At 61.1% G+C, this 19,198-nt stretch carries 16 protein-coding genes and 1 riboswitch; of the genes, 13 read left to right on the top strand and 3 right to left on the bottom strand.

Annotation, left to right across the window (positions count from 1 at the left end; all coding sequences use genetic code 11):
- Positions 1-7 precede the first annotated feature (7 nt).
- Entirely contained in the window at positions 8-1,447 is a 1,440-nt protein-coding gene (locus ACA047_RS26870; protein WP_497354604.1) for a TolC family outer membrane protein, read from the bottom strand.
- Positions 1,448-1,601: 154 nt separating this feature from the next.
- A riboswitch (TPP riboswitch) is annotated at positions 1,602-1,707 on the top strand.
- A gap of 175 nt (positions 1,708-1,882) precedes the next feature.
- Between ACA047_RS26870 and thiC the strand changes: the two genes are divergently transcribed.
- Positions 1,883-3,772 carry a phosphomethylpyrimidine synthase ThiC gene (gene thiC / locus ACA047_RS26865; protein ID WP_497354602.1) on the top strand — a complete coding sequence of 630 codons (1,890 nt, stop codon included), beginning with the start codon at positions 1,883-1,885 and terminating at the stop codon, positions 3,770-3,772.
- A 171-nt stretch (positions 3,773-3,943) separates the two neighbouring features.
- Positions 3,944-5,236: a putative hydroxymethylpyrimidine transporter CytX gene (gene cytX, locus ACA047_RS26860; RefSeq protein WP_497354600.1), complete on the top strand. Its 1,293-nt coding sequence runs from the start codon at positions 3,944-3,946 to the stop codon at positions 5,234-5,236.
- On the opposite strand, the gene ACA047_RS26855 is transcribed toward cytX, so the two are convergent.
- The gene (locus ACA047_RS26855) at positions 5,205-5,951 is read right to left on the bottom strand and encodes a DUF3298 domain-containing protein (RefSeq protein ID WP_497354598.1); all 747 of its coding nucleotides are present in this window, start codon (positions 5,949-5,951) and stop codon (positions 5,205-5,207) included. The genes cytX and ACA047_RS26855 overlap by 32 nt on opposite strands.
- 214 nt (positions 5,952-6,165) lie before the next feature.
- Between ACA047_RS26855 and ACA047_RS26850 the strand changes: the two genes are divergently transcribed.
- The 11 genes from ACA047_RS26850 to ACA047_RS26800 all read left to right on the top strand — a co-directional run bounded on the left by ACA047_RS26850 (position 6,166) and on the right by ACA047_RS26800 (position 17,545).
- A complete protein-coding gene (locus ACA047_RS26850; RefSeq protein ID WP_497354596.1) occupies positions 6,166-6,783 on the top strand; it encodes an NUDIX domain-containing protein in 618 nt (205 codons plus the stop codon).
- Positions 6,774-7,226, top strand: coding sequence for a DUF1249 domain-containing protein (locus ACA047_RS26845; RefSeq protein ID WP_497354594.1), 453 nt, complete (start codon positions 6,774-6,776; stop codon positions 7,224-7,226). The genes ACA047_RS26850 and ACA047_RS26845 overlap by 10 nt, the downstream gene beginning before the upstream one ends.
- A gap of 127 nt (positions 7,227-7,353) precedes the next feature.
- Entirely contained in the window at positions 7,354-8,169 is an 816-nt protein-coding gene (gene cpdA / locus ACA047_RS26840; RefSeq protein WP_497354592.1) for a 3',5'-cyclic-AMP phosphodiesterase, read from the top strand.
- A 725-nt stretch (positions 8,170-8,894) separates the two neighbouring features.
- Entirely contained in the window at positions 8,895-9,254 is a 360-nt protein-coding gene (locus tag ACA047_RS26835) for a DUF6124 family protein (RefSeq protein WP_497354590.1), read from the top strand.
- Positions 9,255-10,089: 835 nt separating this feature from the next.
- Positions 10,090-10,698 carry a YqiA/YcfP family alpha/beta fold hydrolase gene (locus ACA047_RS26830; RefSeq protein ID WP_497354588.1) on the top strand — a complete coding sequence of 203 codons (609 nt, stop codon included), beginning with the start codon at positions 10,090-10,092 and terminating at the stop codon, positions 10,696-10,698.
- 42 nt (positions 10,699-10,740) lie between these two features.
- Entirely contained in the window at positions 10,741-12,645 is a 1,905-nt protein-coding gene (parE, locus tag ACA047_RS26825; RefSeq protein ID WP_497354586.1) for a DNA topoisomerase IV subunit B, read from the top strand.
- Complete coding sequence (locus ACA047_RS26820) at positions 12,645-13,631, top strand: esterase-like activity of phytase family protein (protein WP_497354584.1); 987 nt, start codon at positions 12,645-12,647, stop codon at positions 13,629-13,631. The genes parE and ACA047_RS26820 overlap by 1 nt, the downstream gene beginning before the upstream one ends.
- On the top strand, positions 13,628-14,149 hold the full coding sequence (locus ACA047_RS26815) for a retropepsin-like aspartic protease family protein (RefSeq protein WP_497354582.1): 522 nt from the start codon (positions 13,628-13,630) through the stop codon (positions 14,147-14,149). The genes ACA047_RS26820 and ACA047_RS26815 overlap by 4 nt, the downstream gene beginning before the upstream one ends.
- Positions 14,150-14,159: 10 nt before the next feature.
- Positions 14,160-16,424 carry a DNA topoisomerase IV subunit A gene (gene parC, locus ACA047_RS26810; RefSeq protein ID WP_497354580.1) on the top strand — a complete coding sequence of 755 codons (2,265 nt, stop codon included), beginning with the start codon at positions 14,160-14,162 and terminating at the stop codon, positions 16,422-16,424.
- Between the two features lie 179 nt (positions 16,425-16,603).
- Complete coding sequence (locus tag ACA047_RS26805; RefSeq protein WP_497354578.1) at positions 16,604-17,311, top strand: PqiC family protein; 708 nt, start codon at positions 16,604-16,606, stop codon at positions 17,309-17,311.
- Positions 17,312-17,323: 12 nt separating this feature from the next.
- On the top strand, positions 17,324-17,545 hold the full coding sequence (locus ACA047_RS26800; RefSeq protein ID WP_497354576.1) for a hypothetical protein: 222 nt from the start codon (positions 17,324-17,326) through the stop codon (positions 17,543-17,545).
- 3 nt (positions 17,546-17,548) lie between these two features.
- Here ACA047_RS26800 and ACA047_RS26795 read toward each other — a convergent pair whose 3' ends face one another.
- Entirely contained in the window at positions 17,549-19,066 is a 1,518-nt protein-coding gene (locus ACA047_RS26795; RefSeq protein WP_497354574.1) for an AhpA/YtjB family protein, read from the bottom strand.
- Positions 19,067-19,198: the final 132 nt, after the last annotated feature.

Below are 19,198 nucleotides of genomic sequence, written 5' to 3'. Positions count from 1 at the left end.
TGCCCCCTTACTGGGAGGAGGGCCGCGACCGCAACTGCTCCGCCGCAGCCTGCGCCAGGTCCGGCGGCAGGAAGTCCTTGTCGGGGTTGTAGTCGGGTTTGAGATAGCGCGACAGATCCTGCAGATCCGCCGGGCTCAAAGTGCCGGCGGCCTGCTTGAGGCGCAGGTTGTCGAGGATGTAGTCGTAGCGGGCGTTGTTGTAGTTGCGCACCGAGGTGTACAGCTGACGTTGAGCGTCGAGTATGTCGACGATGTTGCGAGTGCCTACCTGATAACCGATCTCGGTGGCTTCCACCGCGCTCTGATTGGAGATGATCGACTGGCGCCGGGCCTGGACCTGTTCCACATCGGTGTTCACCGCGCGATGCAGGTTGCGGGTGTTTTCCACCACCTGTCGGCGCAGGGACTCGCGTTGCTGTTCGGTCTGGCTGAGCTGCGAGTAGGACTCGCGAACCTGGGAGCTGGTCAGCCCGCCGCTGAAAATCGGAATGTTCAGTTGCAACGCCAGGGTGCGCTGCTCGGCGTCGCCGCCGTAATGAGTAAGCGCGTTCGGGTTGCTGAAACCCAGGGCGTCGTTATCGCCTTTTTCGTATTTCACCACGGCATCCAGGGTCGGTGCGTGACCGGCCTTGCGCTGGCGCAAGGTGTCTTCGGCGGCGGTGACCGCGTAATTGCTGGCCAGCAGGTTGAGGTTCTGTTTGGCCGCGGTGTCGACCCAGGCCTTGGCGTCGTTCGGTGTCGGCGGCAGGATCGGCAGCGTGTGGACGATGCCCTGAAGCGAGTTGTATTGACGGTTGGTCAGGGTGATCAGCGCTTCGAAGGCATCGTCTACCTGGCGTTGAGCGACGATGCGATTGGCCCGGGCAGTGTCATAGCTGGCCTGGGATTGCAGCACGTCGGTCTTGTCCGAGAGGCCCACGTCGAAGCGTTCGTTGGATTGGTCGAGCTGGCGCTTGAACGCCGCTTCCTCGGCCTTGGTCGAGGCCAGGTTGTCCTGGCTGCGCAGCACGTTGAAATAGCTCTCGGCGCTTTGCAGGATCATGTTCTGTTCGGTGGCCGACAGTTGCAGCGACGCTTGTTCGCTCACCGACTTGGCGGCCTGGAGCTGGAACCAGCGGTCAGCACGAAACAGCGGCTGGGAGAGCGTGGCCTGATACGAGCGGGCGCTGCGGTTTGCAACGCCGGAAGGCTCGTCGAGATCGGTGCGCACGCTGGCAACTTCCGCGCCGCCGGACAGGTTGGGCAACAACCCGGCACGAGCCTGGGGCACCACTTCCTTCTGGGCGCCATACTGGGCACGGGCGGCGGCCAGGTCGGCGTTGTTGTCCACCGCTTCCTGATACACGCTCACCAGATCGGTTTTGGTGGTCAAGGGCGCTTCGGCAGCCCAGGCCATTCCATTGGACGCACAAGACACGGCAAGGGCCAGTGAGAGTTTGCGCAGCATGAGGCGTTCCCTACTTCTCAAATGATTGCGCACAAGAGGCGCGGCGTAGCGAGTGTAGTTGCGCGCACGCACGGCAACAATCCTGTATATGCACCATTCATCACGCCTTTTGCCCTGGCGATGGCGTTCTTTGGTGGTTGTGGCTAGACTGGCCGGGTTCTTGTCGGGGTGCCTTGCTATGAGGCTGAGATCGAATAATTTCGGATCCCGTTGAACCTGATCAGGTTAGCGCCTGCGTAGGGAACAAGATTTCTCGTCACCCGGCGAGTCCTCTTGTGCTTCGTCCGGGATGTTGTTCGACCATCGACTTTCGATCTTCGAGCATACTCGAGCAGCAAGCACAGCATCCGCACTTTCGTGCTGGGGTGCGTCCATTCGTTACAGGTTCGCTCCGACAAAAATCCACTGCCTGGATGTGTGTCTGGAGAGCCCGTGATGACGACAAAATCAAAAAACGCGACCAACCTCAGTGATTCGGCCAAGGTCGATCAGCAATCGGTTCAGCCCTTTACCCGCTCGCAAAAAATCTATGTCCAGGGCAGCCGTCCGGATATCCGCGTGCCGATGCGCGAAATCAGCCTCGATGTGACCCCGACCGACTTCGGCGGCGAAATCAACGCGCCCGTGGTGGTGTACGACACCTCGGGCCCCTACACCGACCCGAACGTGATCATCGACGTGCGCAAAGGCCTGGCCGACGTGCGCTCGTCGTGGATCGAAGCCCGTGGCGACACGGAGCGCCTGTCGGGCCTGAGCTCCAACTTCGGCCAGGAGCGCCTGGCCGACCCCGAACTGACCAAGCTGCGCTTCGCCCACGTGAACAACCCACGTCGCGCCAAGCCGGGCGCCAACGTCAGCCAGATGCACTACGCGCGCAAAGGCATCATCACCGCCGAGATGGAATACGTCGCCATCCGCGAAAACATGAAGCTGGAAGTGGCCCGCGCCGCCGGCCTGCTGGACCAGCAACACGCCGGCCACAGCTTCGGCGCCAGCGTGCCGAAAGTCATCACCCCCGAATTTGTGCGTGACGAAATTGCCCGTGGCCGCGCGATCATCCCGGCCAACATCAACCACACCGAACTGGAACCGATGATCATCGGCCGTAACTTCCTGGTGAAGATCAACGGCAACATCGGCAACAGTGCGCTGGGTTCGTCCATCGAAGAAGAAGTGGCGAAACTGACCTGGGGCATTCGCTGGGGTTCGGACACGGTCATGGACCTGTCCACCGGCAAGCACATCCATGAAACCCGCGAGTGGATCATCCGCAACTCGCCGGTGCCGATCGGGACCGTGCCGATCTACCAGGCCCTGGAAAAAGTTGGCGGCGCGGCCGAAGACCTGACCTGGGAGCTGTTCCGCGACACGCTGATCGAGCAGGCCGAGCAGGGCGTCGACTACTTCACCATCCACGCTGGCGTGCTGTTGCGCTATGTGCCGATGACCGCCAAGCGCGTCACCGGCATCGTCAGCCGTGGCGGTTCGATCATGGCCAAGTGGTGCCTGGCGCACCATAAAGAGAACTTCCTCTATACCCACTTCGAAGACATCTGCCAAATCATGAAGGCCTATGACGTCAGCTTCTCGCTGGGTGATGGCCTGCGTCCGGGCTCGATTGCCGACGCCAACGACGAAGCGCAGTTCGGCGAGCTGGAAACCCTCGGCGAGCTGACCAAGATTGCCTGGAAGCATGACGTGCAGTGCATGATCGAAGGCCCGGGCCACGTGCCGATGCAGTTGATCAAAGAGAACATGGACAAGCAGCTCGAGTGCTGCGACGAGGCGCCGTTCTACACCCTCGGCCCGCTGACCACCGACATTGCGCCGGGCTACGACCACATCACCTCCGGCATCGGTGCGGCGATGATCGGCTGGTTCGGTTGCGCCATGCTTTGCTACGTGACCCCGAAAGAACACTTGGGGCTGCCGAACAAGGATGACGTGAAGACCGGGATCATCACCTACAAGATCGCCGCGCACGCCGCCGATCTGGCCAAAGGGCATCCGGGCGCACAGATCCGCGACAACGCCTTGAGCAAGGCGCGTTTCGAGTTCCGCTGGGAAGACCAGTTCAATCTCGGCCTGGACCCGGACACCGCCCGTTCGTACCACGACGAAACCCTGCCGAAGGACTCGGCCAAGGTGGCGCATTTCTGCTCGATGTGCGGGCCGAAATTCTGCTCGATGAAAATCACCCAGGAAGTGCGCGAATACGCGGCCAACCAGCGCATCGAAGCGGTGGACGCGGATGTTGCACAGGGATTGGCGGAGCAGGCTGAGCGGTTCAAGCAGGAAGGTAGTCAGCTTTACAAGAAAGTGTGATCGGTGCTGATGACGGCGGTGTCCTTACCGCCGTCATCGCGAGCAGGCTCGCTCCCACAGTGGATCTCGGTCGTTCACAAGTGTTGTGTTCACCACAGGCCCCCTGTGGGAGCGAGCCTGCTCGCGATAGCGGTCGATAGAACAACAAGTATCCCTCTGAGATAACAACCCTTGAACATCCAACCCAGCACCTATTCCCCAGACACCGCAGTGCCCCTGGACAAGCGCGTCTTCGGCGCCCGCGATCTGTTTTCCCTGTGGTTCTCCCTTGGCATCGGCCTGATGGTCTTGCAGGTCGGAGCCTTGCTGGCGCCGGGCCTGGGCCTGAGTGGTTCGTTGCTGGCGATTTTCCTGGGCACGTTGGTGGGCGTTCTGCTGCTGGCGGCCGTTGGGGTCATTGGCAGCGACACCGGCCTGTCGGCCATGGCTGCCCTCAAGCTCAGCCTCGGTGGCAAGGGCGCGAGCGTGCCGGCGGTGTTGAACCTGCTGCAGCTGATCGGCTGGGGCTCGTTCGAAATCATCGTCATGCGTGATGCCGCCAGTCTGCTCGGCACACGGGCCTTCAGCGAAGGCAGCCTGTGGTCGAGCCCACTGTTGTGGACGTTGTTCTTCGGCGCCCTGGCGACCCTGCTCGCGGTGAGCGGGCCGCTGACGTTCGTGCGCAAGGTCCTGCGCAAGTGGGGCATCTGGCTGCTGCTGGCGGCGTGCATCTGGCTGACCTGGAACCTGTTCGCCAAGGCTGACCTGGCGGCGCTGTGGGCCCAGGCGGGCGATGGCTCGATGCCGCTGGCGGTGGGGTTTGATATCGCGATTGCCATGCCACTGTCCTGGCTGCCGTTGATCGCCGATTACTCACGCTTCGGCAAGCGCGCCAAAAACGTCTTCGGCGGCACCGCGCTGGGCTTCTTTATCGGTAACTTCTGGCTGATGAGCCTGGGCGTTGCCTACACCCTGGCGTTCGCGCCGAGCGGTGAAGTCAATGCATTGTTGCTGGCCCTGGCCGGTGCCGGGTTGGGTATTCCGCTGCTGCTGATTCTGCTGGACGAGTCGGAAAACGCTTTCGCCGACATTCACTCGGCGGCGGTGTCCAGCGGCATGTTGTCGGGGCTGAAGGTCGAACACCTGGCCTTGGCGATTGGCGTTATCTGCACCTTGATCGCCTGCTTCGCGCCGTTGGCGCAGTACCAGAACTTCCTGTTGCTGATCGGCTCAGTGTTCGCACCACTGTTCGGCGTGGTGCTGGTGGACCACTTCATCCTGCGCAAGCGCAGCAGCCAGGTGATGTCAGCCGCGTTGCGCTGGCCGGCACTGCTGGCCTGGCTGGGCGGGGTGAGCACCTATCACGTGCTGGCCAATTTCTACCCGGACATCGGCGCAACCCTGCCGTCGCTGATTCTGGCAGGGTTGCTGCAACTGCTGCTGGGCCGGGCTTTCAGCTACGGCCGGGGAACAGCTCAGGCTTGAGGATGCCATTAAGGCGTGGGTAAGCGATCTTCAGTTCGATGTGGCCCAGGGCGTATGGCGCGATGGTGCTCACTTCGTACTTGAGGATCACTCCGCCGTAGGTCAGCGCCACGTTCGGGGTTTTCTGGAAATGCCACTGTTTCATGAACTCGGGTTCCTGATCCAGTTTGGTGCTGATCAGCCAGCTGTTGTGGGCGACCTGCGCGGCTTTCCAGAAAGCCTCTTCCTGGCCCGGCAGCAGCATGTCCGACAGTGTCAGCACTTTGTGCTGCTGGCGCGAATAGTTGATGAAACCGCGACCCGGCGTGCCGTGGGCTTCGCCGATGTCCAGGTAACTGGACAATTCGATGATCACCAAGCCGTCATGCTGCTCACGTACCTTGGCTTGCAAATAGCTGCTGCTGCGCGGGGCGGCGTTGCGCAAAAACTGCTCGCGATAGGCAGCAAGCGTCGCCGCCGCCGGGGCGTCCGGGGTGGTGCGGGTCAGTTGCAGCAGGCGTTTTTCGACGATGCCGTCCAGGGTCGGTTCGGCAGGAAAGCGCAAGGTATCGATGTTCACCAATGGGCAATCAGCGCTGGCGCAACCTTGTTTCAGTTGCTCCGAGGCGTCGCGGGTGGTTTCCAGCGGGGCGCGGTAATTGGGTTGGAACAGGCTTTGGCAAGCGCCCAGGGTCAGGGCAATAGCAGCCACGGAAGCGGTTTTGAAAAGCGACATGGGCGTCCTTCATGAAACAGGGAAAGGCGAAAAAGTTACCCGCTTCGACTGTCAGCAGGGCAATCAGTTCGCCACTAAGCTCATTAGAGTTCTTTCACCTTCTGCCGTCCATCCCGATGAGTGGAAAGGGGCTGCATCAAGGGTACGGGCGCGTTAGGATGGCGCGAAGCCGAGGTTGGAACCTCGTATTGATCCGCTGCAAACGAGGATTGTCATGACCGATTTCGCCAACGCCACACCGAACGCTGTGGACATCGTCAAGCGAGAGACCTGCTTCCAGGGTTTCTACAAACTCGATCGTGTCCTGTTGCGCCACGAGTTGTTCGCCGGTGGCATGAGCCGTGAAATCAGCCGTGAACTGTTCGTGCGTCATGACGCAGTATGCGTTCTGCCCTACGACCCGAAGCGTGATGAAGTGGTGCTGATCGAGCAGTTTCGCGTGGGCGCCATGGGCAAGACCAGCAACCCTTGGCTGGTGGAGCTGGTGGCCGGCCTGATCGACAAGGACGAGCAGCCGGAAGAAGTTGCTCATCGCGAAGCGCAGGAGGAAGCTGGGCTTGTCTTCGCTGCGCTGTGGCCGATGACCCAATATTTTCCATCGCCGGGCGGCAGCAATGAATTTGTGCACCTTTACCTGGGGCGTTGCGACAGTACGGGGGCCGGTGGCCTGCATGGCCTGGTGGAAGAAGCCGAAGATATCCGCGTGAGGGTCTGGGCTTTGGAAGATGCCCTGCAAGCGGTGCGCGACGGGCATATCTGCAACGCGGCCAGCATTATTGCCTTGCAATGGCTGGCCTTGAATCGCGATGAAGTGAGGGGGCTATGGTCTTAAACAAGCTGCGCGATCGTTATCGTGTCGATCTGGTGGGCCTGCAAGCCGCCTGTGAGGCCAATTACGCTCGCCTGATGCGCTTGTTGCCGGAGATGCGCAACGACCCGGCGCCGCGCCGCATCGCCGTGACCCACGGTAACCAGATGCTTGGCGTGCTGGCCCTCGAAGTGCTGCAAACCTGCCCCTACACCACTACGTTGCAAGTGCGCCAGGAACACAGCCTGCCTTGGTTGCCGGTGCCGCAGCTGGAGGTTCAGGTCTATCACGATGCGCGCATGGCCGAAGTCGTGAGCGCCGAATATGCACGACGCTTTCGCGGCATCTATCCTTATCCCAATGCGTCGATGCACCAGCCGGACGAAAAGGCCCAGTTGAATCTGTTCCTGGGTGAATGGCTGAGTCATTGCCTGGCGCTGGGCCACGAGTTCGAAGTCGTTCGCTAGCGTGCTGTCTGGCACATACTGGACGCTGGTTGTGAACCGGTTCCGGTTCGCGGGTTTCCCCTTTCGATCATCCCCAGCATAATTGCGGCTTCATCCAATGGCGTGACGGCGCCTGGGAGAGAGCGATTTGCCGAGCGTATCCAACTTGACCACCGCCGATGCGGCGTTGCTGGTCCAACTGTCCGACAGCCATCTGTTCGCCGAGGCCGACGGCTCGTTGCTGGGCATGTACACCCGCGACAGCCTGCGGGCGGTCATTGAGCTGGTGCTCAGGCAGCAGCCCAAAATCGATCTGGTGCTTGCCACGGGGGATTTGTCCCAGGACGGGACGCTGGAGTCCTACGAGGCGTTTCGGCAGTTGAGTGGGCGCATCGATGCGCCGGCGCGCTGGATTCCGGGCAACCATGACGAGCCGCAGGTCATGCTTGAAGCCGCGGTCAAAAGCACGCTGCTTGAGCCAGTGGTGGATATTGGGAACTGGCGCATCACCTTGCTCGACTCTGCCGTACCGGGTTCTGTGCCGGGTTTTTTGGCTGAAGAACAACTGATTCTATTGGCCAATGCCTTGAGTGAGGCGCCGCAGCGGCATCATTTGGTGTGCCTGCATCATCATCCGGTGTCGATTGGTTGCGTGTGGATGGAGCCTATCGGCTTGCGTAATCCTGAGGCGTTGTTTGCGGTGCTGGATCGGTTTCCTCAAGTGCGCGCGGTGCTTTGGGGGCATGTGCATCAGGAGGTTGATCAGGTGCGCGAGGGGGTTCGTTTGTTGGCTTCGCCTTCGACCTGTATTCAGTTTGAGCCTGGGAGTGAGAGTTTTGCGGTGGGTGAGCAGGCGCCGGGGTATCGGTGGTTGCGGCTTTGGCCGGATGGGCGGTTGGAGACTGGGGTTGAGCGGGTGGTGGGGTTTGAGTTCGTCGTGGATTACGGATCCAACGGGTATTGAAGACGAGGCGGCCTGACAGCCGGCCAGGATTTTGTTGACGGAGTACATATCCATTGCTGCGGTAACGGCCGCTTAGGGTTCCGCCCTTACGGCGGCTCACTTTCGAAAAGCGCGAAAGTAACCAAAGCGCTTTTTCCCCCACCACTCGGTGCCTCGCCTAGGCTCGGCATGCCCGAACGCAGGCATTGCTCCGTGGGCCCGCCGCGAAGGGCCATCCATGGCCCAGCGCGGCTATCCCGGCATCCATGCCGGGATGCCCACTGCGCAATACCTGCGTTCGGCCATCGTGGTTAACGGGGCGCCGAGATCAACGTCCACCGCGAGGCGGCCTTATAGCCGGCCTGGCTCTTGCGGGTGTACCCAGTCCAATTGTGGGAGCGGGCTTGCTCGCGAAGGCGGCGTTACATTCAGCATTGATGCAAGCAGACCCACCGCTATCGCGAGCAAGCTCGGCTCCCACAGGGATCGGCGGTGGACACTGATCTTATAAACGACCAAAAACCTGTGTGGGAGCGAGCTTGCTCGCGATGGCGGCCTGACAGCCGACCAGGTGTGTGGGAATGGTCGGACAAACTCCCTGACTCAAGCAGATTTTTCCGACGAGCTCTGGCGGTTGCCGGGTGGGAAGGGCTGTCGCTAACCTTTTTCCGTCGCTGAAAATTCAGCGGCCGGGCCTGGAAACCCGAAAGTAGGGGGCGTTATTTCAATTCCAGTGGAGCGCCAGCATGTCTGCAAACAACTCTGAATCAACGAAAAACGATCCCATTTTCCCCGAAACCAACCTGAACCCAAAACAGCTTGAAGAGGCCGCTAATAGAGCTTTGGATTTCTATCTCAAGCCAAAATCGGACACACCGAATCCTTCAGATTCTTGCCAACTGTTCATTGTGAACAAAAGCCTCGACACCGAAACCCTCCTCGCCAACCTCAGCGAAACCCTCGCTTCCGCCAATGTCATGCTCAACGAGCTGGCCTTCGACCTCGAAGGTTCGCCCCGGCATTTTGCCCTGGGTATCCAGCAGATGATCGAACTCAGCGAACTGCTGGCAAATCGGGCGTTGGACATCGTCGAGCCCAGACAATGAAATTTAATGGCTGACAAAGTACCTGTGGCGAGGGAGCTTGCTCCCGCTGGCCTGCGAAGCAGGCCCAAAACCAATCAGCGCGTTCCGGCAATTGGAAGGGTGAATATCGGTTCAGGGGCTACTGCGTAGCCCAGCGGGAGCAAGCTCCCTCGCCACAAAAGCTGTCCATCACACCATGGGTGACATTGACCTTATAAACGACCAAAAACCTGTGTGTGCGAGCCTGCTCGCGATGGAGATGCCCCATTCCAATATGGGAGCAGGCTTGCTCTGAAGGCAGCACAACATCCAGCCCTGACACAACTTGACTCACCGCTTTCGCGAGCAAGTGGGCTCTTACAGGATAAACGCGATCCCACTAACGCCAGGTCGGCTATCAGGCCGCCTCGCGGTGGACGTTGATCTCGGCGCCCCGTTAACCACGCTGGCCGAACGCAGGTATTGCGCAGTGGGCACCTCGGCATGGATGCCGAGGTAGCCGCGCTGGGCCATGGATGGCCCTTCGCGGCGGGCCCACGGAGCAATGCCGGAGTGAGGGCATGCCGAGCCTGGGCGAGGCACCAAGTGGTGGGGCAAAAGCGTTTTGCTTACTTTTGCGCTTCTCAAAAGTGAGCCGCCGTCAGGGCGGAACCCTAAGTTGCCGTGACCGCAGAAATGGATATGTACTCAGTCAACAAAACCCTGACCGGCTGTCAGGCCGCCATCGCGAGCAAGCTTTGCTCCCACAGGTACCGTGTTCGACTGATCATCGGCGACGACAAGACGGTCAATTCCCCCAACCCCCCACAATCTCCCTGTAAACTCCGCCCTTTGCCCAACACCCAGGGAGTCGGCAATGTCGGGTTCAATCCTTTATATCCATGGCTTCAACAGCGCCCCGGCCTCGACCAAGGCCTGTCAACTGATCGACGTGATGGCACGCCTGGGCCTGAAGGACCAGTTGCAGGTGCCAGCCTTGCATCACCACCCCCGCCAGGCCATCGGTCAGTTGGAACAGGCGATTACACAACTGGGAGGACCGCTGCTGGTCGGCAGCTCGCTCGGCGGCTACTATGCGACTCACTTGGCCGAGCGCCATGGTCTCAAGGCCCTGTTGATCAACCCTGCTGTCAGCCCGCACCGGATGTTCGATGGTTACCTGGGCACACAGAAGAATTTGTACACCGATGAAACCTGGGAGTTGACCCACGACCACGTCACGGCCCTGGCCGAGTTGGAAGTGCCGGCGCCCCAGGATCCGCAGCGGTTTCAGGTATGGTTGCAAACCGGTGACGAAACGCTGGATTATCGCCACGCCCAGCAGTATTACCGCGCCTGTGCCTTGCGCATCCAGGCTGGCGGCGACCACAGTTTCCAAGGGTTTGCACAGCAGTTGCCGGCGCTGTTGAGTTTTGCCGGCATTGGCGCCGATTTGTACCGGGCGATCGACTTCACGTCGCTGTGAGCCATCGCCCCTTTTTCATTTGAACACTGACGACGAGACCCCATGGCCACTCCCAGCGCTAGCTCTTATAACGCAGACGCCATCGAAGTCCTCTCGGGCCTCGACCCGGTGCGCAAGCGCCCCGGTATGTACACCGACACCAGTCGGCCGAACCACCTCGCCCAGGAAGTCATCGACAACAGCGTCGACGAAGCCTTGGCCGGGCACGCTAGTTCGGTGCAGGTCATCCTGCACGCCGATCACTCGCTGGAGGTCAGCGATGATGGTCGCGGCATGCCGGTGGACATTCACCCTGAAGAAGGCGTGTCGGGCGTCGAGCTGATCCTCACCAAACTCCATGCGGGCGGCAAGTTTTCCAACAAGAACTACCAGTTCTCCGGCGGTTTGCACGGGGTGGGTATTTCCGTGGTCAACGCCTTGTCGACCCAGGTGCGGGTGCGGGTCAAGCGTGACGGCAACGAATACCAGATGACCTTCGCCGACGGCTACAAGGCCACCGAGTTGGAAGTGGTCGGCACCGTCGGCAAGCGCAACACCGGGACCAGCGTGTATTTCGCGCCGGACCCGAAGTATTTCGATTCGCCGAAGTTTTCCGTCAGCCGCCTCAAGCACGTGCTCAAGGCCAAGGCCGTGTTGTGCCCGGGACTGTTGGTCAGTTTCGAGGACAAGGCCACCGGCGAGAAAGTCGAATGGCATTACGAAGACGGCCTGCGCTCTTATCTGGTGGACGCGGTCAACGGTTTCGAACGCCTGCCCGACGAGCCGTTCTGCGGCAGCCTGGCCGGTAATAAGGAGGCCGTGGACTGGGCGCTGTTGTGGCTGCCTGAAGGTGGCGAAAGCGTTCAGGAGAGTTACGTCAACCTGATCCCCACGGCCCAGGGCGGCACCCATGTCAACGGGTTGCGCCAGGGCTTGCTCGATGCGATGCGCGAGTTCTGTGAGTTCCGCAGCCTGCTGCCCCGTGGCGTGAAGTTGGCGCCGGAAGACGTTTGGGAGCGCATTGCCTTCGTGCTGTCGATGAAGATGCAGGAGCCGCAGTTCTCCGGCCAGACCAAGGAACGCCTGTCGTCTCGCGAAGCGGCGGCGTTTGTTTCCGGTGTGGTCAAGGATGCGTTCAGCCTGTGGCTCAACGCCAACCCGGAAACCGGCCTGGCCTTGGCGGAACTGGCGATCAACAACGCCGGCCGTCGTCTCAAGGCCAGCAAGAAGGTCGAGCGCAAGCGCATCACCCAGGGGCCGGCGTTGCCAGGCAAGCTCGCCGATTGCGCCGGGCAGGACCCGATGCGCTCCGAGCTGTTTCTGGTGGAAGGTGACTCCGCCGGTGGCTCGGCCAAGCAGGCGCGAGACAAGGAGTTTCAGGCGATCCTGCCGTTGCGCGGCAAGATCCTCAACACGTGGGAAGTGGACGGCAGCGAAGTGCTGGCCAGCCAGGAAGTGCATAACATTGCGGTGGCCATCGGTGTCGATCCGGGCGCTGCGGACATGAGCCAGCTGCGCTACGGCAAGATCTGCATCCTCGCCGACGCCGACTCCGACGGTTTGCACATTGCCACACTGCTGTGCGCCTTGTTCGTCCAGCATTTCCGCCCGCTGGTGGACGCCGGTCACGTCTACGTCGCGATGCCGCCGCTGTACCGTATCGACTTGGGCAAAGAGATTTACTACGCCCTGGACGAAGCCGAGCGCGATGGCATCCTCGACCGTCTGGTCGCCGAGAAGAAACGCGGCAAGCCGCAGGTCACCCGATTCAAAGGCCTGGGCGAGATGAACCCACCGCAACTGCGCGAAACCACCATGGACCCTAACACTCGCCGTCTGGTGCAGTTGACCCTGGATGATTTCGAAGCAACGTCGGAAATGATGGATATGTTGCTGGCGAAGAAACGCGCCGGTGATCGCAAGTCCTGGCTCGAGTCAAAAGGTGACCTGGCCGAGGTGCTGGGCTGATGCGCAACGGTTTCGCCCTGGCGTTGTTGCTGTGGGTGGGGGTTGCTGTTGCCGGGCCGGCACCGGAACTGAAATTGCTGTCCGAGCATGCCGTCGAGGGGATGCGCGGCGGCAATCTGTCCGGGCTGGCGCTGTGCGGCAATGAAATGTGGACGGTGTCTGATCGCGACGATGACCGGATCTACCGTCTTGAGCCGTCCAGTGCTCCGGTCTGGCAGGCTGAAGTGGTGGGTATCGACGTGCCGACAGTGCCGGACAGCGGTTTGCCCTGGGGCTTGAGTTCCCGGACCTGGGCGTCGTCGTTCCTGCGCGGTGGCGAGCTGGATTTCGAAGGCATCAGCTGCGACAGCGCCGGCAATCGCTATGTGGTCAGTGAGTCCCATGCCGCGGTGTTGCAGGTGCCGCCGTCGGGGGCTGCGTCCTGGTTGAAGATCGCGCCGGCGCTGATCCGTCAGGCCCGGGCCAGTGGCATGTTGCTGCATTTCAATGCCTTGTTCGAAGGCTTGGCGATCAACCCGGCCGGCGATCAGCTGTGGCTGGCGGCTGAGCGCGAACGGCGTGGTCTGTTGCTGATCAAGCGTCAGCAAACGGTGTGGGACTGCGATGGCAATTGCGTGTTGCTGAGCGAAGCGGGGCAGGAGATGCAGCCCGCGCAGTTCCCCAATGCCAAGGCGGTATCGCGCGATTTCGCCGATTTGTCATTGTTCAACGGCAAGCTGTTTACCCTGGAGCGCAACGCTTTTCAGATCTGTCGGCGTGACCGGCAGACCGCCAAGGTGGAGCGCTGCTGGTCGTTCGCCGCCGAAGCGTTGCAGGACAACCGTCGTTATCCACAGGCCTATGGCCTGGCCGAAGCACTGGTGGTGGACGCCGAGGGCGCCTGGATCGGCTTGGACAACAACGACGGTGCGCGAGCCGACGGCGAGAAGCGGCCAATCATCTGGCGCTTTGCCGCGCCGAACGGTGGCTGGAGCGCCTCGCCGTGAGCCAGCAGGCGCCGGGCAAGCGCGCCGGCCGGGTGTTGATGGTACTGGCGTGGTGCGCGGCGTTGTTTCTGGCAACGCGGTTTTTTGCCCAATGGGAGCAGCGCCAGCAAAACCCGAATACCCAGGTGTATTCGCAAAAGGGTGACGGTTTTATCGAGGTGAAGCTGGTTGGCAATACGCAGGGGCATTTCGTTGCCAGCGGCCATATCAACGGCCAACCGGTGGACTTCATGCTCGACACCGGCGCCACCGATGTGGCGATTCCGGTCGAACTGGCCGAGCGCCTCAAGTTGGAAAAAGGTTTCGGCGTGACGTTAAGTACCGCCAACGGTTTGAGCGAGGGCTATCGCACCCGCATCGACCGGCTGCAATTGGGTGACATCGTGTTGCGCGATGTCCGTGCCCTGGTGGCGCCAGGCCTGGGTGGCACGCAAGTGCTGCTGGGCATGAGTGCCCTGAACAAACTTGAATTTACCCAGCGCGACGGCACCATGCTGCTGCGCCAGACAACGAACTGATGAGGCCCGCATGAGCGACATTCTTGCAGACAGCTTAGACGGCGTAGAGCGCCGATCGCTGGCTGACTTCACCGAAAGTGCCTACCTCAATTACTCCATGTACGTGATCATGGATCGTGCTTTGCCGCACATCGGCGATGGTTTGAAGCCGGTTCAGCGGCGGATCATCTATGCCATGAGTGAGCTGGGGCTGGACGCCGATTCCAAGCACAAGAAATCGGCGCGGACCGTCGGTGACGTGCTCGGTAAGTTCCATCCCCACGGCGACTCGGCCTGCTATGAAGCCATGGTGCTGATGGCCCAGCCGTTCAGCTATCGCTACACCCTGGTGGACGGGCAGGGTAACTGGGGTGCGCCGGACGATCCCAAGTCCTTCGCCGCCATGCGTTATACCGAGGCGCGGCTGTCGCGTTACTCCGAAGTGCTGCTCAGCGAATTGGGCCAGGGCACGGCGGACTGGGGCCCGAACTTCGACGGCACCCTCGAAGAACCCTTGGTGTTGCCGGCACGTTTGCCGAATATCCTCCTCAATGGCACCACCGGCATTGCCGTGGGCATGGCCACTGACGTGCCACCCCACAACCTGCGGGAAGTGGCCACGGCTTGCGTGCGTCTGCTGGACGAGCCGAAAGCCACGGTGGAGCAGCTCTGCGAGCACATCCAGGGCCCGGACTACCCGACCGAAGCAGAAATCATCACGCCACGCGCCGACCTGCTGAAGATCTACGAGACTGGCCGCGGTTCGGTGCGCATGCGCGCCGTGTACCATATCGAAGACGGCGACATTATTGTTACCTCACTGCCGCATCAGGTCTCCGGGGCCAAGGTAATAGAGCAAATTGCCGCGATGATGCAGGCAAAACCGTCGAAAGCACCACAAGTTGCTGACCTTCGCGACGAATCCGACCACGAAAACCCGTGCCGCATCGTGATCATCCCGGTCAACAGCCGGGTCGACCACGACGCGCTGATGCAGCACCTGTTCGCCAGCACCGACCTTGAGTCCAGCTACCGGGTGAACATCAACATCATCGGGCTGGACGGCAAGCCGCAGCTGAAGAACCTGCGGGCATTGCTGGTGGAATGGCTGGAGTTCCGGGTGAGGACCGTGCGCCGGCGCCTGCAATTTCGCCTGGACAAGGTCGAGCGTCGCCTGCACCTGTTGGACGGTTTGCTGATTGCCTACCTCAACCTGGATGAAGTGATCCACATCATCCGCACCGAGGAGCACCCCAAGGCCAGTCTGATCGCGCGCTTTGCCCTGAGTGAAATCCAGGCCGACTACATCCTCGATACCCGCCTGCGGCAATTGGCGCGGTTGGAAGAGATGAAGTTGCGGGCCGAGCAGGATGAATTGCTCAAGGAGCAGGCCAAGCTGCAAGCCTTGCTGGGCAGCGAAGCCAAGCTCAAGAAGCTGGTGCGCACTGAACTGCTCAAAGATGCCGAAACCTATGGCGACGACCGTCGCTCGCCCATCGTCGAGCGCGCCGAAGCCAAGGCGCTGACCGAGCATGATCTGCTGCCGAACGAGAAAGTGACTGTCGTGCTGTCGGAAAAAGGCTGGGTGCGCTCCGCCAAGGGCCACGACATCGACGCTACGGGGCTTTCCTACAAGGCCGGGGATGGTTTCAAGGCCTTGGCGGCCGGGCGTTCCAACCAGTTTGCGGTGTTCGTCGACTCCACTGGACGCAGTTATTCGGTGCCGGCGCACACCCTGCCATCGGCTCGCGGCCAGGGCGAACCGCTGACCGGTCGTTTAACGCCACCACCGGGTGCAACTTTTGAATGCGTGCTGATGCCTGATGATGACGGGCTGTACGTTATCGCATCGGATGCCGGCTACGGGTTCGTGGTCAAGGGTGAGGATCTGCAAGCCAAGAACAAAGCGGGCAAGGCGTTGTTGAGCCTGCCGAACAACGCCAAGGTCATTGCGCCGCGGCCGGTCACCGATCGCCAGAACAACTGGCTGGCTTCGGTGACGACCGAAGGTCGGTTGCTGGTCTTCAAAATCAGCGACTTGCCACAGCTGGGTAAAGGCAAGGGCAACAAGATTATCGGCATCTCTGGCGAACGTGTTGCCAGCCGCGAGGAATACGTCACGGACATCGCGGTGTTACCGGAAGGCGCCACACTTGTGCTACAGGCTGGAAAGCGTACGCTTTCCTTGAAAGCCGACGATCTTGAACATTACAAGGGTGAACGCGGTCGGCGGGGCAACAAGCTTCCGAGGGGTTTTCAGCGGGTCGATGCACTGCTCGTCGAAAACCTCAATTAAGCGTGCTAGAGCGTTCGGTCTGCGATTAAAAGCCGCAGATCGGCGCTTTCGCGCTGGAGTCGGAGCGCATATTCACGGATGATAGGCCCTTTCAAGCGCCGGCGTGGCCGAGCGTTCTTCATAATGACCGAGTATTTTTTCACTGTGGTAAGCCTTGTGGCCGCCACCTGGACGGGACGATGACTGCTCTGCGCCTTCCTATTTTGTGGCTCGCTGGCCTGCTTGGCCTGGCGGGTTGCAGCGTCAATCAGCCTGTGTCGCTGTATCAACTCGACAGCGGAAGCCCCGCTCAGCCGGCGCAAAGCGCGGGCATGGCGGTATTGCTGGGCCCGGTGTTGATCGCCGACTACCTGCAGCGCGAAACCTTATTACAACGCCAACCGGATGGCAGCCTGCAGGCCGCCACAGACGGTCGTTGGGCTGGCAGCCTGTCTTCGGACATCGACCAATTGCTGTTGCGCCAGCTTGCCGGGCATCTGGACAGCCAGCGTGTCGTATTGGCGCCGGCCACCCAAGGCTTTACGCCGGATGTCCAGGTACTGCTGTCGATTACCCGACTGGATTCGGGCAAATTGCAACCGGCGGTGCTTGATGCTCAATGGCGGTTGATCGACCGTCGCGGCAAGGTGCGCGAGAACCGCATCGTTCATCTGCAAGAGCAACATACTGGCGGCACCGCCGCACAGGTTCAGGCTCAGGGCGTGCTACTGCAACGCCTGGCCGAGCAGCTGTCCGTGTCTCTCAAACCGTTGGCCAACCAGCCGCGAGTGGCCGAAGTCCCACGTAAAGCTGCCCCGGCGCAGACCAAGCCCGCCGGATCTGAGAAGTCCCCGAAGACCCCGATGGCCTTACCGATTCGTACGGATATGGAAGTGTTCAGGTTCTGATGGTTGGACTGGATGCAAAACAAGGCCCGCGTTGATGCGGGCTTTGTTGTTTCTGCAAGGTTTATTCCGGGTGCCTGGGGCGGCCTCATTGCGAGAAGGCTCGCTCCCACACTGGGTTTGTGGCTGGCAGAGATACCTGTGGGATCGAGCCTGCTCGCGATGGCATCAGAGAAGGCAACGAAAAGCCCGCAGACGATCACTCATCTGCGGGCTTCTTTTTGCTTCAAGTACTGAGTATCAGGCCAGTCGCTCATGCATCCGCGCCAGTTGCCGCTCCAGCATCGATGGATAAGGCTCCATCAGGCGCTCCACGCAGCACGCACCTTCGGGGCTGGCGATGGGGCGGATGCGGGCGCGCTGGCGGATCAGGGCGTCGTCGTTGATCTTGCGCTCCACCAGCAGCAGGTTGCGGCTGTGTTGCGACAGGGCCAGGGCGTCCTGGGCGGTTTCGGTCAGTAGCAGGTCGATCTGGCTCAGGCCGAACAGCCCATCACCCAGGGTTAGGCCCAGTTGCAGTTGCAGGGTGATGCCGCTGTCGGCGACTTCAATCTGCAATTGGTGGCCCAGGGCCCGCAGTAACTCACCGCAGCAGATGGCGTTGGTCAGGTAGTCATCGCCGCTGTCCTCGGTATGGAACAGCATCAGCGTGCTGCCATCGTTCAGGGTGTGCAATTCGCCCTGATAAAGCGATGCGGCCTGGTCGAGGCAGTCGCGGTAGCGCTCGAGCAGTTCCTTCAGGCGTGCCTGAGGCAAGCGACGCAGTTGCTCCTGAGCGCCCAACTGCACGGCCAGCACAGCGCTGTGCTGTGGCAGGTTCGAAGCCACAGGCCTGGCGACCGGTTGCGGTTCCCCGGCGACCGTTTCGTCCCGCAGGTCGGCGAAGGCGTCGTCGTCTTCATCGTCTTCGACCGTGCGTACTACATGGCGTGGAGCGGGTTTGGGCACGGGCATCGGCTGGCTTTCGTCGAAGCCCGGGTCTCGCAGGTTGCGCACCTCGAAGCCTGGTTCGGCATCGTCGTCATCAACGTAGTCGATCTCTTCAGGCTCCGGCACGGGTGCAGGTTCCGGCGCGAAGCTGGTGTGCAGTTGCCGGGCCAGATCGCCGATTTCGTCCTGGCGCTGGGTGGCCGGGGTGTGTTCGTCGATGTCCCGCAGCCAGACGCGCAATTGCAGCAGTGGCGTGGAGATGTGCCGTCCCAGGCGCAGACTCAGTGCCAGGGCCAGCGCCAGCAATATCGCACTGAGGATGCCCATGCTTTGCAGGCTGATGGTCATTGGCTGCTGGAACTGGTCCATGTCCAGGCTGATGCGCAGTTGCCCGGCGGTCACGTCCTGGAAGGTGATCTTGCTCTGGTACATCCCGCCGGATTCGCCCAGCAGGCCTGGCTTGGGACGCTGGCCGGCCTCGGCGAGGATGCGGTTGTCCACGCTGTAGATGGCGGCGTGGGCCACCAGTTTGTTCTTGGTCAGGTTATTGAGCAGCACGTTGAGGCTGAGGATGTCGTTGGACACCAGCAACTCGGTGGCGGACGTAGCGGTCTGGGTGGTGAGGCTCTCACCCAGGGCATCGGCCTGCTCATGCATCGCCTGCTTGAACTGCAAACCCATCACGCAGGCATAGATAACCAGGGCCAAGGCGACCAGGATCACGTTATGGCTGGCAATGCGTAATGCAATCGGTACACGGCGGTGGCGCAGTGCACGGAAGATCAGCAGAAAGAAATTGTCGGTTTTGACTGGCGTGGGCCGGTTCACTGAGCTCGGCTCTTTGTCCGTGAAATTGACGCGCAGTATAGCGACAGGCCCATGACCGGCAAAGCACTGGCGGTGCCCGATGGTCACCGAAAGTGGGTAGAATGCGATTTTTTCCACCTGCGGGGGTGCGCC

This window comes from Pseudomonas sp. LBUM1664 (assembly GCF_059695895.1).
Note: the sequence above shows the minus strand (reverse complement) of the source record. Positions and strands in the feature narration are given on the sequence as shown.